This is a genomic window from Chitinophaga sp. OAE865 (assembly GCF_040546735.1).
In the GTDB taxonomy this organism is placed as follows: domain Bacteria; phylum Bacteroidota; class Bacteroidia; order Chitinophagales; family Chitinophagaceae; genus Chitinophaga; species Chitinophaga polysaccharea_A.
The window spans coordinates 4,433,370-4,450,295 of the sequence record NZ_JBEPOF010000001.1 but is presented as its reverse complement, the minus strand read 5'-3'; the positions used below and the strand labels follow the sequence as shown (position 1 = coordinate 4,450,295).

Sequence of the window (16,926 nt, the reverse complement as noted above, 5' to 3'; positions counted from 1 at the left end):
TTTTGAATTAACGTGGCGTGGTTACATAATTAATATAGGCATGTACGTTAGGGGTTATATAGCAACGGGCCGGATGGCCGGCCCGTCATTTTGTTGTAACCTTCATGGAACTTATCCAGAAGTATCATTAAACGTTGAAACGGAAGTGCATTACATCTCCGTCGGCAACGATATACTCTTTACCTTCAATACGTAAACGTCCATTATCGCGTGCAGCGGATTCTGATCCGTATTTCACGTAGTCCTCATAAGCAATTACTTCCGCTTTGATGAAGCCTTTCTCAAAATCAGTGTGGATAACGCTGGCAGCCTGCGGGGCTTTCCATCCTTTGTGGATGGTCCAGGCGCGTACTTCCTGTACACCGGCGGTGAAATAGGTGATCAGGTCCAGCAGGTTATAGGCAGAGCGGATCAGGCGGTTCAGGCCTGGTTCTGCCAAACCATATTCTCCCAGGAACAGTTCTTTATCGGCCGGGTCTTCCATTTCGGAGATCTGGGCTTCAATGGTATTGTTCATTACAATTACCTGTGCGTTTTCCGCTTTCACGGATTCCTGCAGGGCCTGGGAAAATTTGTTGCCGGTATGAAGGGAAGCTTCATCCACGTTGGCAACATATAATACCGGTTTCTCAGTGAGCAGGAACAGGTCGGCAATAGCTACCTTTTCTTCTTTGCTGAGGCCCAGTTCACGGATGTTACGGCCTTTCTCCAGGTGTTCCTGGCACCTTTTCAGTATTTCGAATTCTGCTTTTGCTTTCTGATCGCCACCGGTTTTAGCCATTTTCTCGGTGCGTGCTACTTTGCGTTCCACGCTGTCCAGGTCTTTCAGCTGTAATTCGGTGTCAATGATTTCCTTATCGCTTACCGGGTTGATCTCTCCTTCTTCGCGGAGGATGTTTTCATCTTCAAAGCAGCGGATCACATGCACGATCGCGTCTACCTCGCGGATATTGGCCAGGAACTTGTTTCCCAGGCCCTCCCCTTTGCTGGCGCCTTTTACCAGGCCGGCAATATCTACAAACTCGATGGTAGTAGGCACTACGCGATCGGGCTTTACCAGCTCTGCCAGTTTATGCATACGTTCGTCCGGCACATCTACTTGGCCAACGTTTGGTTCTATAGTACAGAAGCGGTAGTTACTGGCCTGCGCCTTAGCGCTGTTGCTCACCGCATTAAATAAAGTCGATTTTCCTACATTCGGCAATCCTACAATTCCAACTTGCAAAGCCATTTTTTAAAATTTGCGCAAAGATAGGTTTATTTTAGTTTATTTGTTGATGAATAAACCAATAATCTAATGGCATTAAACTACGTATGGCTGGGATTTTTTCTTATTGCATTTGTTGTAGCACTTTTCAAGTCAGTAGTTTTACATGATGCGTCTATTTTCGGGGAGATTATGAACGGCATGTTTGCCAGCGCCAAAACCGGTGCGGAGATCTCGCTGGGACTGGCCGGCATCATGACTTTATGGCTGGGTATCATGCGGATCGGCGAGGTAGCGGGGATGATCAACCGGTTTTCAAGACTGGTAAACCCCTTCTTTTCCAAGTTGTTCCCTGAAGTGCCCAAGGGACATCCGGCGATGGGGTCTATGATGATGAACTTCTCTGCCACCATGCTGGGGCTCGATAATGCCGCCACCCCTATGGGCCTGAAGGCGATGAAGGAGCTGCAGGAGATCAACCCGAAGCCGGAAGAGGCCAGCAACCCGCAGATCATGTTCCTGGTACTGAATACCGCCGGTGTGGTGCTCATACCCACTTCCGTGATAGCCATCAGGCTGGCGGCCGGTGCAGCCAACCCGGCCGACATCTTCATCCCCACCCTGATATCCACCTTCATGGCCTTTATAATGGGAATGTTTGTGGTTTCCATCTACCAGAAGATCAATCTTTTTAAATTACCCGTACTGGTATTCCTCGCACTGTTTGCCGGTATCATGGCTGCTTTATGGTTTTGGGTACATAGTTTACCTCCTGCGGAGATAGGCCCTAAAACGGCTTCCCTCGGCGGCGCGATCATCTTCAGCATTGTCATTATTTTCCTGGTAGCCGGGATGGTAAAAAAGATCAATGTATATGACGCCTTTATTGAGGGCGCCAAAGAGGGATTCCAGGTATCTGTAAGGATCATTCCTTACCTGGTGGGCATGCTGGTAGCTATCAGCGTATTCCGGACCACCGGTTGCCTGGATTATATTACCAACGGGATCGGCTTACTGTTTGCCGCCATGGGGCTGAATACGGATTTTGTGCCTGCCCTGCCGGTGGCCTTTATGAAACCGCTGAGCGGTGGCGGCGCCCGCGCCCTGATGGTAGACATTCTGAAAACGCATGGTCCGGATTCGTTTGTAGGTAAACTGGCCAGTATTATACAGGGCACCACTGAAACCACCTTTTATGTATTGGCGGTGTACTTCGGCTCTGTAAACATCAAGCTTACACGATATGCCCTGGCGGCCGGCCTGATCGCCGACTTCTTCGGGATGCTCTGCGCCATATTACTGGCGTATCTCTTTTTCCATTAATTATTCCTGTAAATAAAAAAAGGGAAGGTTAGCGCCTTCCCTTTTTTTTATGTTTTTATGCCGGTATGTTAATCGTTGCATTTACCCGCTTCACAAAATCATCTGCACCGGTAGGGCTGATCAGCCACTTCCTGTTGAGCGATTCTATCAGCACCAGGTTTTCCCGGTTGGTGCACCAGCGCTGGTACTTTCCTATTTCACTGGAACGGTAAGTGCCCAGGTATCCGAAAATACCTCCCAATGCCAGTAAGCGGGAGCTTGTACCCAGGTCTTCTTCCGTAATGCTTCTCAATCTTACCACATCTTCCAGCTGAATAGTAATACTATGCAGGGGCCGCTTGATAAGTATAGTCGTAGCCGTTAGGATATAATACCGGGGGCTCAGGTACCAGGCTACCAGGATGGCTGGCACCAGGATAAACAACAGCATGGTGGTAACCATTGCATCGTGTGAAACATCCGTGATCTGCCTGAATAAAAATATAAGTGTGACAATGATGACCAGGTTCGTTACAATCTTCGAGTTATCATCCAACGGGGCGGCGTATCGCATATATGGCTCTCCTTTAATTCGGCAGGTAAGATAAAACAAAATGATTATTTATATGCTATCATACTTCCCGGTTTTTTCTTCAATGGTTACATCTCCGTCCTTTCTTATCTGCATTTTTATATACACCAGCAACTGGGAAGCGCCGGCTTTAAAACATACTTCCTGGGTTTTGCGCACCACTTCCATCAGCTCTTCATAGGTTCCTTCCATCACCGTTTCAAAAGGGCATACCCTGTATTTTACCCCGGAGTCCCTGATCACTGCAATTGCTTCGTCTACTACCGGGTAAACCTGTTCTGAAGGCACCGAAGGAATGATCTGGAGGGCTAAATTAATCTTGTTACTCATTTTTTTACAGCTTTATATTTTTATGGTTATCAAATTATTACATTATTTTATTTAGCAGGAAGATTGAAGCAAAACGGTCCCTTTCAGGGTATAATTCTGGTTCCTTCGCTGCAAAAGAGGTGAAATGTCTTATAGTATCAGTTTAGTTGTACCTTCTAAACAACTAAATATCAACAAACTACACCATTCTATATACTTGTTTTTCTATACAGTGAGTGATACTTCGATTCGTTATATATAACAAATAAAAAACATCTATTTACCGGCAAATTATGACCGCGGGAGTGGTAAAACTACAAAAGGCAATACATAAATGAACATGTATTGCCTTTATAAATATAAAAAGGTTGGTTATTTTTTTGTGGCGAGATAGTTGAACTGATCTATCCGGTCGAAGGTAAAATCAGCCAGTGAGCTCAGCTTATCGTTTACAGTATTGTCACCTTCATAGCGCTCAAAAATAATACGCAGATGAGGTGTTTGACTGATAAAATTCCGGGCGCCTTCCAGTACTTCTGTCTCCATTCCTTCCACATCCAGTTTTACGATGATCTTGCTGTTCAGGTCAAATCCAAGTTCTGGGACCAGGTCATCGAGCCTTTCAATAGGTATATTGCCTTCTTTATCATTTTCCCGGTCGATGTAACTGGAACCGGTAACAGTGCTCATAATATTGAAATTCACCTTTTCCTGTTTGCTGCCCAGGCCACAGGCAAAAAGTTTTACTTTATCCCCTACTTTGTTGAGGGTTATGTTCTCCTGTACAGCTTTGTGGTTCACCGGTTCAAACGCCACACAGGGAACGCCTTTCCCGGCCAGCCAAACATCGTACTCACCAATACAGGCGCCAATGTCTATAAAGCCGTCTATGTTATGGCTTTCCACCTGTTGCTTCAGGAAGTCGCGCACCTTTTTTTCATAGGCGTAATTAATAAACTGGAAATCCGTAGTGCCTTTGCGGATCCGGAAATGCCCCATCGCCGACTTTGCATTCCACTCCTCCAGTGAGGGCTTATTTAATAATACCAGTTTAAGGGATGCCTGGAGGGACTTCCAGTCGTTATAGCGGATATATTCACTGAAGTAGGCGAAATATTGCCGGTACTTGGATAAATTCTTCCAGGACGGATAATAGGCTTGATCTTTCATAAATCAGGGAATTTGTAATGAAATTTAGAACTAAAAAAGGATAACAGCAAGCATCTGCCCGCCATTATCCTATTATTTTCCTTTATTATATTATATTTATCTATAATTAAAAAACACCGGTCATCTATATCTATTTCTTCTTCTTATATTTTACCTCGTACAGGTCGTTCCGGATATCTTTTTTAGTTTGCACGCTTCCAAAGGCATGTAATTCCTTCAACAATACAAGATCCACATCAGCGATAACCACCATCTCCGTATTAGGGGTTGATTCAGCTTTGATGCCGGTTACCGGGAAAGCAAAATCGGAGGGAGTAAATACACATGACTGCGCATACTGCAGGTCCATATTGTTTACCTTGGGCAGGTTCCCGATACAGCCGGCGATAGCGACATAACACTCGTTTTCAACAGCCCTTGCCTGCGCGCAGAACCTGACACGGTTATAAGCATGCTGGGTATCGGTCATGAAAGGAACAAACAGGATCTGCATACCTTCTTCCGCCAGGATACGTGAAGGTTCAGGGAATTCCACATCATAGCAGATCTGGATACCGATTTTACCGCAATCGGTGTCAAACACTTTGATATCGCTTCCTCCTTTGATTCCCCAGGCCGCAACTTCACCTGGCGTGGGGTGGATCTTGATATACTGTTCGTAAGTGCCGTCGCGGCGACAGAGATAGGAAATATTATACAGCCCCTCATCTATTACAATGGGCATGCTTCCTGAGATGATATTTACATTATAGGCTACCGCATGCTGCTGGAATATTTCCCTCAGCTGGTTAGTGTATTGGGCTACCCCCCGGATGGCCCCGGCAGGGTCCATCTGGTTAAACTCTCCCATCAGCGGGGAGTTAAACAGTTCAGGGAATACCACGAAGTCGGAACCGTAATCACTAACCGCGTCAATGAAATATTCCACCTGTTGCAGAAAGCCATCCAGGCCGCCATAGTCGCGCATCTGCCATTGCACCAGGCCAATACGCACCGTTGACTTATTATACCGGATAGTATCAAGGTCCTTTTCATAATAGATATTGAACCACTGCAACAGGGTGGCAAAACCTTTGGAGGCCTCATCATTAGGCAAATAGTTCCTGAGGATCTTCTTTACGGTAAAGTCGTTCGAAAACTGGAACGTTAACGTGGGATCGTAAATTTCCCGGTCCTGCACCTTTTCAATATACTCCCTGGGCGACATCCTGTCCGAGTACTTTTCAAAATTAGGGATTCGTCCGCCGGCTACAATACCCTGAAGGTTCAACTGCTCGCAAAGGTTTTTACGGGCGTCATATAGGCGGCGAGCCAGTCGCTTTCCGCGATAGTCGGGATGCACAAATACCTCGATGCCATACAGCGTATCCCCTTTGGGGTTATGTGTATTAAAAGTATAGTAACCGGTGATCTGTTCATAGGTGTGGTTATCACCGAATTTTTCATAGTCTACTATGATTGCCAGCGCACATCCTACAACTTTATCATTCACTGTAACCGCTATCTGCCCTTCCGGGAAAAGCTTGATCAGCCGTTGTATGGTAGGCTCCCGCCAGTAACTGCCCGCCATATCGGCATAGGCCGATACCATAGATTCCTTGAGATCAAGGTAATCTTCCACGGTTAAATTCCTTATTTCTACTGTTTCTGACATAGCCTGTTTTTCTGTTTTAAAAGACAATTGTTATCGTAATACTTCAATAATATCGAATTTTTTATTTACTTTGCAGTTAAAGTTAAGAACTTCATATTTAACCATCCCCAACGGCAAACCTGCACATTTAGTTTATAAACCGTATACATCAATTACACCTTTGCTATCGTGCCGTTAATTCAAAACAGAGATATAGTTATAATCGGGCTGCAACAATGGTATACTTCTATTGGAAGTAACTGTAAAAATATTGCGATGGAATTTGCCCGGCACAACCGGGTATTATATATTAACTCACCGCTGGACAGGAATACCGTTATCAACGGGAAAGACGATCCGCATGTACAATACCAGCTCGATGCCATCAGCAAGAAAGTGCCGGCTATCGTTCCGATAAGCAGTAACCTTTGGAACTACTACCCTTCCGCAGTGCTGGAATCTATCAACTGGCTGCCTTTCACACCGCTGTTTTCCTGGTTTAACAAGCGCAATAACAGAAAGTTTGCGGACAGTATCAGGGAGGCTATCCGGGAAATGAATTTCAAAGACATCATTTTGTTTAATGATAATGACATCTTCCGGGGATTCTATCTCAAGGAAATGTTACAACCATCCAGTTATGTGTACTACAGCAGGGATTACCTGCTGGGCGTTCCTTATTGGAAGAAGCACGGGCTGCAGCTGGAACCGCAGCATATTGCAAAGGCTGATGCCGCAGTAGCCAATTCATTATACCTTAAGGAAATGCTGCAGCAATACAATCCCGCGAGCTATTACGTTGGACAGGGATGTGATCTGCGGCTGTTCAATGCTGCGGCTGAGCATCCGGTGCCTGAAGACGTGCCAACAGGCAAAGGCCCGGTAATAGGCTATGTGGGAGCGCTGAAATCGCTGCGGCTGGATATTAATGTGTTAATAAAGATAGCCAGTGAACGGCCCGACTGGAAACTGGTGCTTGTTGGCCCGGAAGACGACGACTTTAAAGCGTCCCGGCTTCACCAGCTGCCAAACGTTTATTTTACAGGGCATAAGGATCTGTCGCAGCTCCCTGCTTATGTACAGGCTTTTGATGTATGCCTCAACCCTCAGGTACTGAACGAAGTAACGGCCGGGAACTATCCCCTGAAAATAGATGAGTACCTGGCCATGGGCAAACCGGTGGTGGCCACTGCTACCAAAACCATGGAGCTGTTCAGGCAACATGTATACCTGGCTGCAACGGCGGGCGACTATGTTCCGCTGATTGAAAGAGCCTTATCAGAAAATGCAGATCCTTCACTTGCGAGTGAACGTATCCGCTTTGCCGGCACACATACCTGGGAAAATTCTGTAGCAGCTATTTACCAGGCCATCTTAAACACCAGCGGTAACTGATTATGAGCATCAAAGAAAAACTGAAACAACACCCTGGTCTGAAGAAACTGGCTTTATACCTCCTGATGCCCAGGCACCAGGCCCGCCCCCGGTTATGGGTGCGGTTGTTCGTAAATCCTTTTTTCCATAAAAAAGGGAAGGGCGCACTTATCAGGAGACGGACCCGGATGGATGTACTTCCCTTTAATACCTTTACCCTGGGCAACTACTCCACCATAGAAGATTTTGCTACTGTAAATAATGGCATGGGCGCTGTGATCATCGGCAACCATGTAAGGATAGGAATAGGTAATGTGCTGATTGGTCCCGTACGTATAGGCGATCATGTTATACTGGCGCAGAACATTGTGCTGTCGGGGTTGAATCATGGCTATAAAGATCCTGATATGCCTATTTCGCTGCAGCCGTGTACTACTGGTGAAATTGTTGTAGAAGCGGATTGCTGGATAGGCGCCAACAGCGTTATCACCGCGGGCGTTACTATCGGGCGGCATTCCGTGGTGGCCGGCGGCAGCGTGGTAACCAAAGACGTACCTCCTTATACAATAGTGGCGGGCAATCCTGCCCGCCCTATCCGTCAATATCAGCCATCCAGTGGAACCTGGGAAAAAATTTAGTTGCTTATTTTTATAAAACGTCCTTTCTTATTATAGCTGTTGTCGGCAGACTTCACCTCCACTATAAAATGTCCGTTTGATAAATTGCTGATGTTTACTTCCGACTGGAAGGAATCCGGCGTGGTGAACATTAGCTGTTGCTGCATGCGGCCGTTCATGTCAAAAATCCTGACCTGCAAAGGCTGTTCGCCTTTACGCACGATCCGCAGGCGTATAAAGCTTGTTGCCGGGTTGGGAGATATTGCCAGTGAATCATCTGCATGAGAAATAATATCGTTGCCCTGTACCGTTAAATTAAACGTAGTCGTGGCCGTAGCATCCTTATCATCTGTAACGGTAAGCCTGAACTGGTACTGTCCTGCCTGTAAGCCATTGATGAGGGTTTGTACCTGGTCGGGGCTCTTTAAATTGGCGCTGGTGGGCCCGGTTACCTGCATCCATTCATACTTCACAATAGTACCATCGGGGTCATAAGAGGAACTACCATCTGCAATAAATGAATTCATTGGCTGCTGAATGCTCCTGTTGCCCTGTGTTTGTGCCACCGGCGCTTTGTTCTCCACCGGCAATACCGTGATGTTCACCGTAGCGTTACTTGTTGCCCCGTTATTATCTGTTACCGTAAGGCGGAAAGTATATGTTCCTTCCTGCAGGTTGCTTATGTTTGTTTTAGCGGCGCCAGCACTGGCAATATTGCCTCCGGCCGGACCGGCAGTTTTTTCCCATAGCCAGGTTACAATTTGCCCGTCGGCATCCGCGGAGGCGCTGCCATCCAGGGCGGCACTGTTCACCGGCAACTGTATGCTGATGTTGTTGCCGGCATCAGCTACCGGCGGTTGATTAACCGGAGCTGCTGTTACCACAACGTTTACCGTAGCCTGGCTCGTTGCCCCATTATTATCTGTTACCGTAAGACGGAAAGTATATGTTCCCTCCTGCAGGTTGCTGATGTTTGTTTTAGCGGCGCCAGCACTGGCAATATTGCCTCCGGCCGGACCGGCAGTTTTTTCCCATAGCCAGGTTACAATTTGCCCGTCGGCATCTGCGGAGGCGCTGCCATCCAGGGCGGCACTGTTCACCGGCAACTGTATGCTGATGTTGTTGCCGGCATCAGCTACCGGCGATTGATTGGGCGCTGCCGCCAGCACCAGTACAGTTACTGTAGCGGTGGCCGTGGCGTTATTATTATCTGTTACGGTTAGCTGGTAGGTATACGTACCTGCAGCAAGATTGTTCACGGCTGTTTGTGCGGCACCGGCTGTTGCCAGGTCGCCACCGGCAGGACCGGCAGTTTTCTGCCATAGCCAGCTAACAATTTGTCCATCGGTATCTGTAGAAGCGCTGCCATTAAGCGTAGCTGTGTTTACCGGCAGTTGTATCTGGATGTTCTTCCCTGCATTAGCCACCGGTGGTTTATTGGCGGCAGTCAGCACCGTCACTTTTACAGTAGCGGTATCCTTTGCACCTGCGTTATCTGTAATGATGAGGCGGAAGGTATACGTGCCGGCCACCAGGTTGCTTACATTGGTTTTAGCTGCGTTTGCAGCGGAAAGATCTCCCCCGGCCGGGCCAGCGGTTTTTGTCCATGCCCATGAAGTAATTTGTCCATCGGCATCAGTAGAAGCGCTTCCATCCAGCGAGGTAGTGTTTACCGGTAACTGCACCTGGATATCACTTCCGGCACTGGCTACCGGTGGTTTATTAGCGGCAGGTTTAACGGTAACGGCTATACTGTCGGCATCCGTGAGCCCGTTCTTATCAGTTACCGTTAATGCATATACGTAACTTCCCTGGGTAAGACCGGTTACATTTGTTTTCACCGTATTGGCGCTCACAATAGTTCCCGCTGCAGGACCTGAGATCTTTTTCCAGGCATAGCTTTGAATGGCGCTGCCGGAAGAAGGAGCGGATAATGCGCCATCAAGCGTAACATAATCAACCGGCAATGTGATAGTAATATCACTCCCTGCATTTGAAACGGGTGGAGATGTGGTGCCACCCGACTTAAATTCAAACGCACCTACATCATATTTACTTTGCTGGGGCCTTGCGGTATTGTCGAAGTCAGTTTTTAATGAGAAGTCGGTCATGTCCCTGCCCGTGTTTATGGCGGTGGACGTGGATAACAACCGGAAATTTCCGGCGGCGCCGTCCACGAAATTAGCGGAGGCTACATCGGTGTAACAGAGGTTGTTTCCTGAAGTAAGCTTTATCGGCTGATCTCCTTTTATATATAATCCCTTTGATGGGTAATCGAAGGCCGTTCCGGTTTCCACCAGGAGGTTATTATATACCTGGTGACCGATAGGTGTTTGATACGCAAATATTTTGATACCGTTCTTACCTGCATCTGTATTAACGATGGTGTTATTGTAGATGATAGCAGCGGGAGGTGGAAAAAGATCTGCGGTAGTATTTTCGGGTATTTTATCTGCCACGTTGATCCCTTCATAAAAAATATCAGAGATCACGTTATTGTATATTTCGCTTACACCTGAGCCGAAAACGGTTACTCCCGGCATGTAGCCCGTGGTGATGGTATTGTTGTATACTTTCAGGCTGGAGCCGGAGCCGATGAGGATACCGTAGCCATGTGCAGAATTTTTTGAAGTGGCATAATTTACAAGGCGGTTATTGAACACGCGGTTGTCGCCGTTCTTAGCCATTGATATCTGTATACCGTCGCTCCCGATATTTTCCAGGTCATTATCATACACCCAAAGGTTTTCGATCCAGTGCGATCTCATATCCACACAGGTTCCTTCTGTCCAGTAGTAGTGCGTGTTACCGATGTAAAAGCCTTCACCGGTGGAATTGCGGCATTTAATATGGTGCAGTTTCACATTCTTCATCACGAAGGCGCCTTCAAGGTATTGCGGCTGGGCGCAGGTTTGCAGGGTTTTAGCCTGCAACAGGATATTGCCGTCGTGGATGTAAATATTATGTACGTCAAAGTCAGAAGCGCCTACACCCAAGGTAAGCCCGAATATTTTAAGACCGGAAATGTTGGTACCGTTCAGGTCAAAACCAAATTCATAATTCTTATCCCCGCTCCCGCTGATTTCCACAAACCGGCAGGTGGGTGCATTAAACACCGCGGCAGTGCCCTGGTTCTTTACACCCAGCTTTACCTGTCCGCCACAGTTAATGATAACAATAGGTTTATCGGCCGTACCGGTAAGATTCCCCAGGTGCAGGTATTCATATTCCCCTGCGGGTATGCATAAGGTATCGCCCGGGCTTACATTAAATGTTTTCATAGCATCCGGGTAATATATTTCTGCGCGGCCGTTGGCACTGTTGCTCATGGGCACCACGATGCGCTTCCCGCCGGTAACCGGTGGCACTGTTACTGCGCCATCTTTGGTGTATTGCAACATCCACTCGTACATGTTCCTGCCATCTTCCCGCGTATTGGGATCGTAGGCTTTGGTCCATGCATCATGCGAAGTGGAATTGTAAATAGTAAGCTTTGCCAGCGGGTTGGGAGCCGGTATGGTGGCGTTGATATACTTTACCCAGTTCTTTGAATAGTCTGAAGGTACAGTACCATCTCCATCATTGTGGAATGCCCATACAGGCGTATTATTAGACGCCACTACGGCAGCATAGGCCGTAGTGGGCGGATACATCCCGCAAACAACAGCGGCACCCGCAAAAGCTTTTGCCTTTGTTTTATCTTCACAAAGTGCGCCCCATGTTAATCCGCCTCCCATACTTAAGCCGGTGATATAAATGCGGTCGGGATCAATATCATATTTTGTCAGAAGATAATTCTTAAACAGGGTTACATCGCCGGAACCCGGCCAGGTATTGAACTGGGGGGATATTACTATAAACGAATAGGTTTGATTATTTACTGTAAAGGTGTTGGGAAATCTACCATCAGCAATCACCCGGGGCAACCCATTTCTAAGAACAGCCGATAAAGGGGAACCGTTGCTGGCCAGTTCGCCGTTGCCATGAAAGAAAATGATCAGGGGATATTTCTTGCCGCTTCCCTGGCTATAACCTTCCGGGAGATATTCATAGAAGCCTTTTATGTTAGACATCGTAGGATCGCTAAACGATCGCGCTGTCTGCACCTGGCTGAAAACAGGGACTGATCCAAAACAAGATATTATCAATATAGCGCCTAGCCTATAAATATTGCGGCAAAAAAAATGCCTCAGCAATAGCAGATGGTTTATCATATAAATATATGGCTTGTGCAGTAGTTTTAAAAGTCTATCCTCATACACGATACTTAAAAGTTCCCGGGAAAAGGGTTTTAATTATTGCAAAGAAAGCTTTTTTTTAATTCACATAATGAAAAAAAATAACATATATCATTACAATAAATAAAGTATAAATATTTTATATCTATATTTATTTGTCTATTTTCAATATAACATGTTTGAGAATCTGATTATTATCAATAAAAAAATTACCTTTGCTCTTCCGGGTATTTTGATATTCCTCTTTTTTTAACCTCATCCTGTAAAAAGCCATTATCATTCATAGTACTTGATGTAATTAATGGTTCATGGCATTTAAACTTTTGGCTATTGTTCGTAACAGGCATTTTCATTCTCTTCTTGGAAATGTTATAATGGCTTTTTTCAATGTACTTTCCTTTGCGTTGCTGGTAAGGATGCTTTCCCTGAGCGCTTTTGGAGAATGGGTATTATTCCTGGCCACCTACAATATCCTTGACCAGATACGTACTGCCATGCTGCAATCAGGCATTATAAAATTCAGCGCCGGCACGGATATTGCCATCAGCAGGCAGGTAACAGGAGCCGCCTGGTACATTTCCCTGCTGCTTACCTTATCCTTTATTTTATTTTCCTTCCTGGTATATGCCATTGGCTATCGTTACTTCAGTCCTACCTGGCATTTCTTCCTGGGCTGGCTGGGCATTATGACTTTACTTTCGCTGCCCTTTAACTTTGCCACATGGGTATTACAGGCAGCGCACCGATTCGATAAAATTGTGCAGATCCGGATGCTGCAGAACGGCTCATTCCTGGTGTTACTGGGTATCTTGTTTTTTATGAGACAGGTAACGCTTCATAATGTGTTGTATACTTATTCATTATCCCTGCTGATCACCAGTATCTACTGCATGATATTCCGCTGGACTGCCTTAACCACCATGGCTGCACGGACAAAAGCACAGGCCATCGAATTATTTCATTACGGAAAACTGATTGTTGGCAGCATGTTTTCTTCCGCCCTGCTGAATTATTCCGACAACCTGGTACTGAGAACAATGCTGAGCCCTACCGCGGTAGCGGTATACAGTATACCCCAGAAATTTATGGAAGTGATCGAAATTATATTGCGCAGCTTTGTAGCCACTTCACAGCCCACTATTTCGGCAGCCGCCAACAGGGGCGACTGGAAAGAGGTATCCCGGGCTTTTTGCAGGTACACTGGCACGGTTACCATTCTTATTCTTCCGTTTGTTGTAGGGCTGCTTTTATTCACAAAGCCGCTGATCCTTTTGCTGGCAGCCAAAGCCTACCTGCCGGCCACCGATATTGTGAGGATATTCCTCTTTTCCGCCATCCTTTATCCTATCGACCGGTTTATTGGCGTTACATTGGATATGATCAACAAGCCGTTGATCAATTTCTATAAAAATCTTATTAAGCTGATACTGAATATTGTGCTGGATATTGCGCTGGTATTACTCTTTGCAGATATACGCTCGGTGGCCATTGCCTCCAGCCTGAACCTTTTGTTTGCAGTGGTATTCGGATATTTTTTCCTTCGCCGTTACCTTCCTGATGTAAACCTGAGGAGCATTGTTTATTACGGCTGGCTTGAATGTAAAATGTTGTTATCAAAGATTAAACTGTTCCGTTTACAGTATAAATAATTTTCAGTTTATGAAACTTGCTTTTATTATACTGAGTCATAAAAATCCGGCGCAACTGTGCCGGCTGCTGAACAGGCTGCAGCATCCGCTCATTGATTGTTATATACATCTTGATGCCAAATCTGATATCAACGAATGGCAGGCAGCGATGAATTTACCACAGGTATATTTTATAGAGAAACGTGTAAACGTTACCTGGGCGGGATATGGTACCATACAGGCCGCACTGAACGGCATTGAGTTCATTGAAAATTCCGGTAACCAGTACGGTTTTATCCATCTTATCAGTGCGCAGGATTACCCGCTTACAACGATGAATGTGTTTCATGATTTTTTCAACGCCCGCGCGGGGCAACAGTTCCTGGACCTGCTTCCTGCCCGTGCGCTGCAACAGATGATGCCCAAAATTACCTCCTATCATTTTGAAGATCTCCGGCTGCCGGGGAAATACCGGATCACTGCATGGATCAATAAACTGCTTCCGAAAAGAAAACATCCACTGAATATGGAGGTCCATGGAGGATCTCTCTGGTGGAGCCTTACGCAGGAATGCGCCGTATGGTGCTTCCATTTTATAAAAGATCACCCGGAGCTGGAGCGCTTTTATAAATATACCTGGGGAGGAGATGAATTTATTTTCCAGACGGTGATCATGAACGGGCCGTTTAAAAGCACGGTGCAAAATAACTACCAGCGTTATATCGACTGGTCCGAAGGGCATGCGCATCCCAAAACATTTACCATGAGCGATCTGCCTGGTATACTGCAATCAGGTAAACTACTGGCCCGCAAATTCGATATGAGTAAAACGCCTGAGCTGCTGGACCGCATAGATGCAGCGGCGGACAAGGGATAAAAAGATAAGGCTGATCATTGCTGACCAGCCCTTCTCTTTTTGTACCAACATTCAAAAATCAACCGGCGCTTTTTCTCCATAAGGTGTTAAAGCCACCGGTAAAATTGTAAGGCAATATTTCTGCTACCTGGCAATCGAGCGTTTGCAGGAATTTAAGCCGCTTTGTAAGCAGGGAAAAAGGAAATACATCTTCCACGAAATTAGTCTTCGCAAATCTCACGATCTTAAAATCACTCGCCTCCGCCAGTTTCAGGAGGTCTTTCCGGGTGAAGAACTGCACATGATCCAGGTTATCGGCCTGTGATTGAGCCGTAGTGCCTTTAAATCCAAGTGCGCTTTTTACCTTATTGATGCTTTTCCATAAAGCAGGGTTATTGCGCGCTTTAAGCATGGGTCTTGTTACACACAATTCCCTGGGGCCATTCCCGTTGGGAACAGTTACCACCAGCAAGCCATTATCCTTCAGCGATGCATGAATGGTGTTCAGCAGCAACTGCGGCTGATCAAGATGTTCCAGTACCTCGCTGCATATCACTGCATCATACGTTTCCCCCTGGGCAGTAAGCGCTTCCGCGCTGATGGCTGCAAATTTCACATTGGGGTAAGTATTGCGCTGCTGTGCTACTGCAATTGTTTTTTCACTGATATCTATCCCCAGCACTTCATAGCCAAACTGCCCGAGATGCCGGCTGATAACGCCATTACCACATCCTACATCCAACACACGGCCTCCGTCGGGAATGTTGCTTTTCAAACTATCCGTTATAAAATTCAGTCGTTTTATATCGGTAATCCGGTCATATTCGTAGGTGATCACGGTTTTTGTCATATTGCAATTGATAAAATGTTATTATTTACAAAGCTGTTGATATACAGCTGCAATTTTTTCTGTCATGCCTGCCACGTTAAAGTTAGCTGCGATGGCTGCTTTCGCATTACTCTGTAACCTGGCTCTCAGTGCGCCATCACGCGCTACCCTCACCATGGCCGCAGCCAATGCCGCAGGGTTGCCGGACGGCACCAGTATTCCGCTCTCTCCATCCTGCACTGCTTCTTTTGTACCATCTACATCACTGGCAATAACGGTTTTCCCCATAGCCATCGCTTCAAGTACGCCAATCGGAAAGCCTTCCCACAGGGAGGGTAGGCAATAGATGTCGGCCGCATGCAGCACTGCCGGTATATCCTGGCGGAAGCCGGCAAAGGTTACCTGTTTTCCGATACCTGCGGCTGTTGCTGCGCTTACCACATCATTCATCAGCTCTCCATCCCCTATCATCAGCAAATGTAGCTGTGGCGCCTGTTGCAGTGCCGCGGCAAAACCCCTGATCATCCCCACCGGATCTTTCTGGTAAGTCATGCGTGCAATAAAACAAACCAGCAGTTTACTTTCGGGTATACCATATTCCGCACGCAGATCGGGATATTGTGCATCAGAATTAAACTTCTGCAGGTTGATCCCATTCCTCACCACGATACCGGAAAACCCTTTTAAGGCTTTGATACCGGTTTGCCGGTTGGATTCAGACACGCAAATATTCACCTGTGTTTTACGCGTGATAAACTTCTCCGCGGCAATACGTAAACGTTTGGCCAGCGGGTGCAATCCATCGTGAAAAGACCAGCCATGAATGGTGTACACCACCGGTAATCCCAGTCTGCGTGCAGCCCACAACACATTTGTATTGGCGCGGGTACCATGCACATGCACGATATCTATCCGCTGATCTTCCATAAATTTCTTCACCTTCTTCCATACACTGATATCAAACGCTTTCTCGCTTTCGATAACAAATGCGGGAATATTCATTTTCTGCAAAGCCGTTATCATAGGGCCTTCTGTAAAGGAAAGCACAATGGGATCAAATACTGTTTTATCCAGCGATGCCACCAGGTCAAGCACATGACTTTCTCCCCCGCCGATCTTACCCTGGCGGATGGTTTCAAGTACCCGTGTTTTGCCATTCATCTTTCCCATA

Annotated in this window: 13 protein-coding genes; 5 read left to right on the top strand and 8 right to left on the bottom strand. The window is 46.5% G+C overall.

The features are described from left to right. Window positions 1-127: 127 nt before the first annotated feature. Complete coding sequence (gene ychF, locus ABIE50_RS17975) at window positions 128-1,231, bottom strand: redox-regulated ATPase YchF (RefSeq protein ID WP_209857660.1); 1,104 nt, start codon at window positions 1,229-1,231, stop codon at window positions 128-130. Between the two features lie 66 nt (window positions 1,232-1,297). Between ychF and ABIE50_RS17970 the strand changes: the two genes are divergently transcribed. Beyond that, a complete protein-coding gene (locus ABIE50_RS17970; protein WP_142686921.1) occupies window positions 1,298-2,530 on the top strand; it encodes a spore maturation protein in 1,233 nt (410 codons plus the stop codon). A gap of 55 nt (window positions 2,531-2,585) precedes the next feature. On the opposite strand, the gene ABIE50_RS17965 is transcribed toward ABIE50_RS17970, so the two are convergent. The 4 genes from ABIE50_RS17965 to ABIE50_RS17950 all read right to left on the bottom strand — a co-directional run bounded on the left by ABIE50_RS17965 (window position 2,586) and on the right by ABIE50_RS17950 (window position 6,234). Further along, window positions 2,586-3,083, bottom strand: a complete 498-nt coding sequence (locus ABIE50_RS17965; protein ID WP_209857659.1) for a PH domain-containing protein — start codon at window positions 3,081-3,083, stop codon at window positions 2,586-2,588. A 48-nt stretch (window positions 3,084-3,131) separates the two neighbouring features. Beyond that, window positions 3,132-3,431 carry a thiamine-binding protein gene (locus ABIE50_RS17960; protein WP_209857658.1) on the bottom strand — a complete coding sequence of 100 codons (300 nt, stop codon included), beginning with the start codon at window positions 3,429-3,431 and terminating at the stop codon, window positions 3,132-3,134. A 351-nt stretch (window positions 3,432-3,782) separates the two neighbouring features. Continuing rightward, a complete protein-coding gene (locus ABIE50_RS17955; protein WP_209857657.1) occupies window positions 3,783-4,580 on the bottom strand; it encodes an FkbM family methyltransferase in 798 nt (265 codons plus the stop codon). A 130-nt stretch (window positions 4,581-4,710) separates the two neighbouring features. Then, window positions 4,711-6,234, bottom strand: a complete 1,524-nt coding sequence (locus tag ABIE50_RS17950; protein WP_142686917.1) for a bifunctional GNAT family N-acetyltransferase/carbon-nitrogen hydrolase family protein — start codon at window positions 6,232-6,234, stop codon at window positions 4,711-4,713. Between the two features lie 255 nt (window positions 6,235-6,489). Between ABIE50_RS17950 and ABIE50_RS17945 the strand changes: the two genes are divergently transcribed. Both ABIE50_RS17945 and ABIE50_RS17940 read left to right on the top strand, forming a co-directional pair. Next, the gene (locus ABIE50_RS17945) at window positions 6,490-7,608 is read left to right on the top strand and encodes a glycosyltransferase (RefSeq protein WP_354028064.1); all 1,119 of its coding nucleotides are present in this window, start codon (window positions 6,490-6,492) and stop codon (window positions 7,606-7,608) included. Window positions 7,609-7,610: 2 nt separating this feature from the next. Continuing rightward, entirely contained in the window at window positions 7,611-8,225 is a 615-nt protein-coding gene (locus ABIE50_RS17940) for an acyltransferase (protein WP_142686915.1), read from the top strand. Here the strand turns inward: ABIE50_RS17940 and ABIE50_RS17935 are convergent. Then, window positions 8,222-12,277, bottom strand: coding sequence for a PKD domain-containing protein (locus tag ABIE50_RS17935; protein WP_209857655.1), 4,056 nt, complete (start codon window positions 12,275-12,277; stop codon window positions 8,222-8,224). The genes ABIE50_RS17940 and ABIE50_RS17935 overlap by 4 nt on opposite strands. 473 nt (window positions 12,278-12,750) lie before the next feature. Between ABIE50_RS17935 and ABIE50_RS17930 the strand changes: the two genes are divergently transcribed. Continuing rightward, entirely contained in the window at window positions 12,751-14,091 is a 1,341-nt protein-coding gene (locus ABIE50_RS17930; protein WP_209857654.1) for an oligosaccharide flippase family protein, read from the top strand. Between the two features lie 10 nt (window positions 14,092-14,101). Then, a complete protein-coding gene (locus tag ABIE50_RS17925; protein ID WP_209857653.1) occupies window positions 14,102-14,947 on the top strand; it encodes a beta-1,6-N-acetylglucosaminyltransferase in 846 nt (281 codons plus the stop codon). Between the two features lie 58 nt (window positions 14,948-15,005). Here ABIE50_RS17925 and ABIE50_RS17920 read toward each other — a convergent pair whose 3' ends face one another. Next, window positions 15,006-15,776, bottom strand: a complete 771-nt coding sequence (locus ABIE50_RS17920; RefSeq protein ID WP_209857652.1) for a class I SAM-dependent methyltransferase — start codon at window positions 15,774-15,776, stop codon at window positions 15,006-15,008. A 21-nt stretch (window positions 15,777-15,797) separates the two neighbouring features. Then, window positions 15,798-16,925, bottom strand: coding sequence for a glycosyltransferase family 4 protein (locus ABIE50_RS17915; protein WP_354028063.1), 1,128 nt, complete (start codon window positions 16,923-16,925; stop codon window positions 15,798-15,800). Window position 16,926 lies beyond the last annotated feature (1 nt).

Bases quoted from the DNA above. Each gene is read 5' to 3' on its own strand.
- ychF (WP_209857660.1), bottom strand. From the start codon at position 1,231: ATGGCTTTGCAAGTTGGAATTGTAGGATTGCCGAATGTAGGAAAATCG.
- ABIE50_RS17970 (WP_142686921.1), top strand. From the start codon at position 1,298: ATGGCATTAAACTACGTATGGCTGGGATTTTTTCTTATTGCATTTGTT.
- ABIE50_RS17965 (WP_209857659.1), bottom strand. From the start codon at position 3,083: ATGCGATACGCCGCCCCGTTGGATGATAACTCGAAGATTGTAACGAAC.
- ABIE50_RS17960 (WP_209857658.1), bottom strand. From the start codon at position 3,431: ATGAGTAACAAGATTAATTTAGCCCTCCAGATCATTCCTTCGGTGCCT.
- ABIE50_RS17955 (WP_209857657.1), bottom strand. From the start codon at position 4,580: ATGAAAGATCAAGCCTATTATCCGTCCTGGAAGAATTTATCCAAGTAC.
- ABIE50_RS17950 (WP_142686917.1), bottom strand. From the start codon at position 6,234: ATGTCAGAAACAGTAGAAATAAGGAATTTAACCGTGGAAGATTACCTT.
- ABIE50_RS17945 (WP_354028064.1), top strand. From the start codon at position 6,490: ATGGAATTTGCCCGGCACAACCGGGTATTATATATTAACTCACCGCTG.
- ABIE50_RS17940 (WP_142686915.1), top strand. From the start codon at position 7,611: ATGAGCATCAAAGAAAAACTGAAACAACACCCTGGTCTGAAGAAACTG.
- ABIE50_RS17935 (WP_209857655.1), bottom strand. From the start codon at position 12,277: ATGTCTAACATAAAAGGCTTCTATGAATATCTCCCGGAAGGTTATAGC.
- ABIE50_RS17930 (WP_209857654.1), top strand. From the start codon at position 12,751: ATGGCATTTAAACTTTTGGCTATTGTTCGTAACAGGCATTTTCATTCT.
- ABIE50_RS17925 (WP_209857653.1), top strand. From the start codon at position 14,102: ATGAAACTTGCTTTTATTATACTGAGTCATAAAAATCCGGCGCAACTG.
- ABIE50_RS17920 (WP_209857652.1), bottom strand. From the start codon at position 15,776: ATGACAAAAACCGTGATCACCTACGAATATGACCGGATTACCGATATA.
- ABIE50_RS17915 (WP_354028063.1), bottom strand. From the start codon at position 16,925: ATGGGAAAGATGAATGGCAAAACACGGGTACTTGAAACCATCCGCCAG.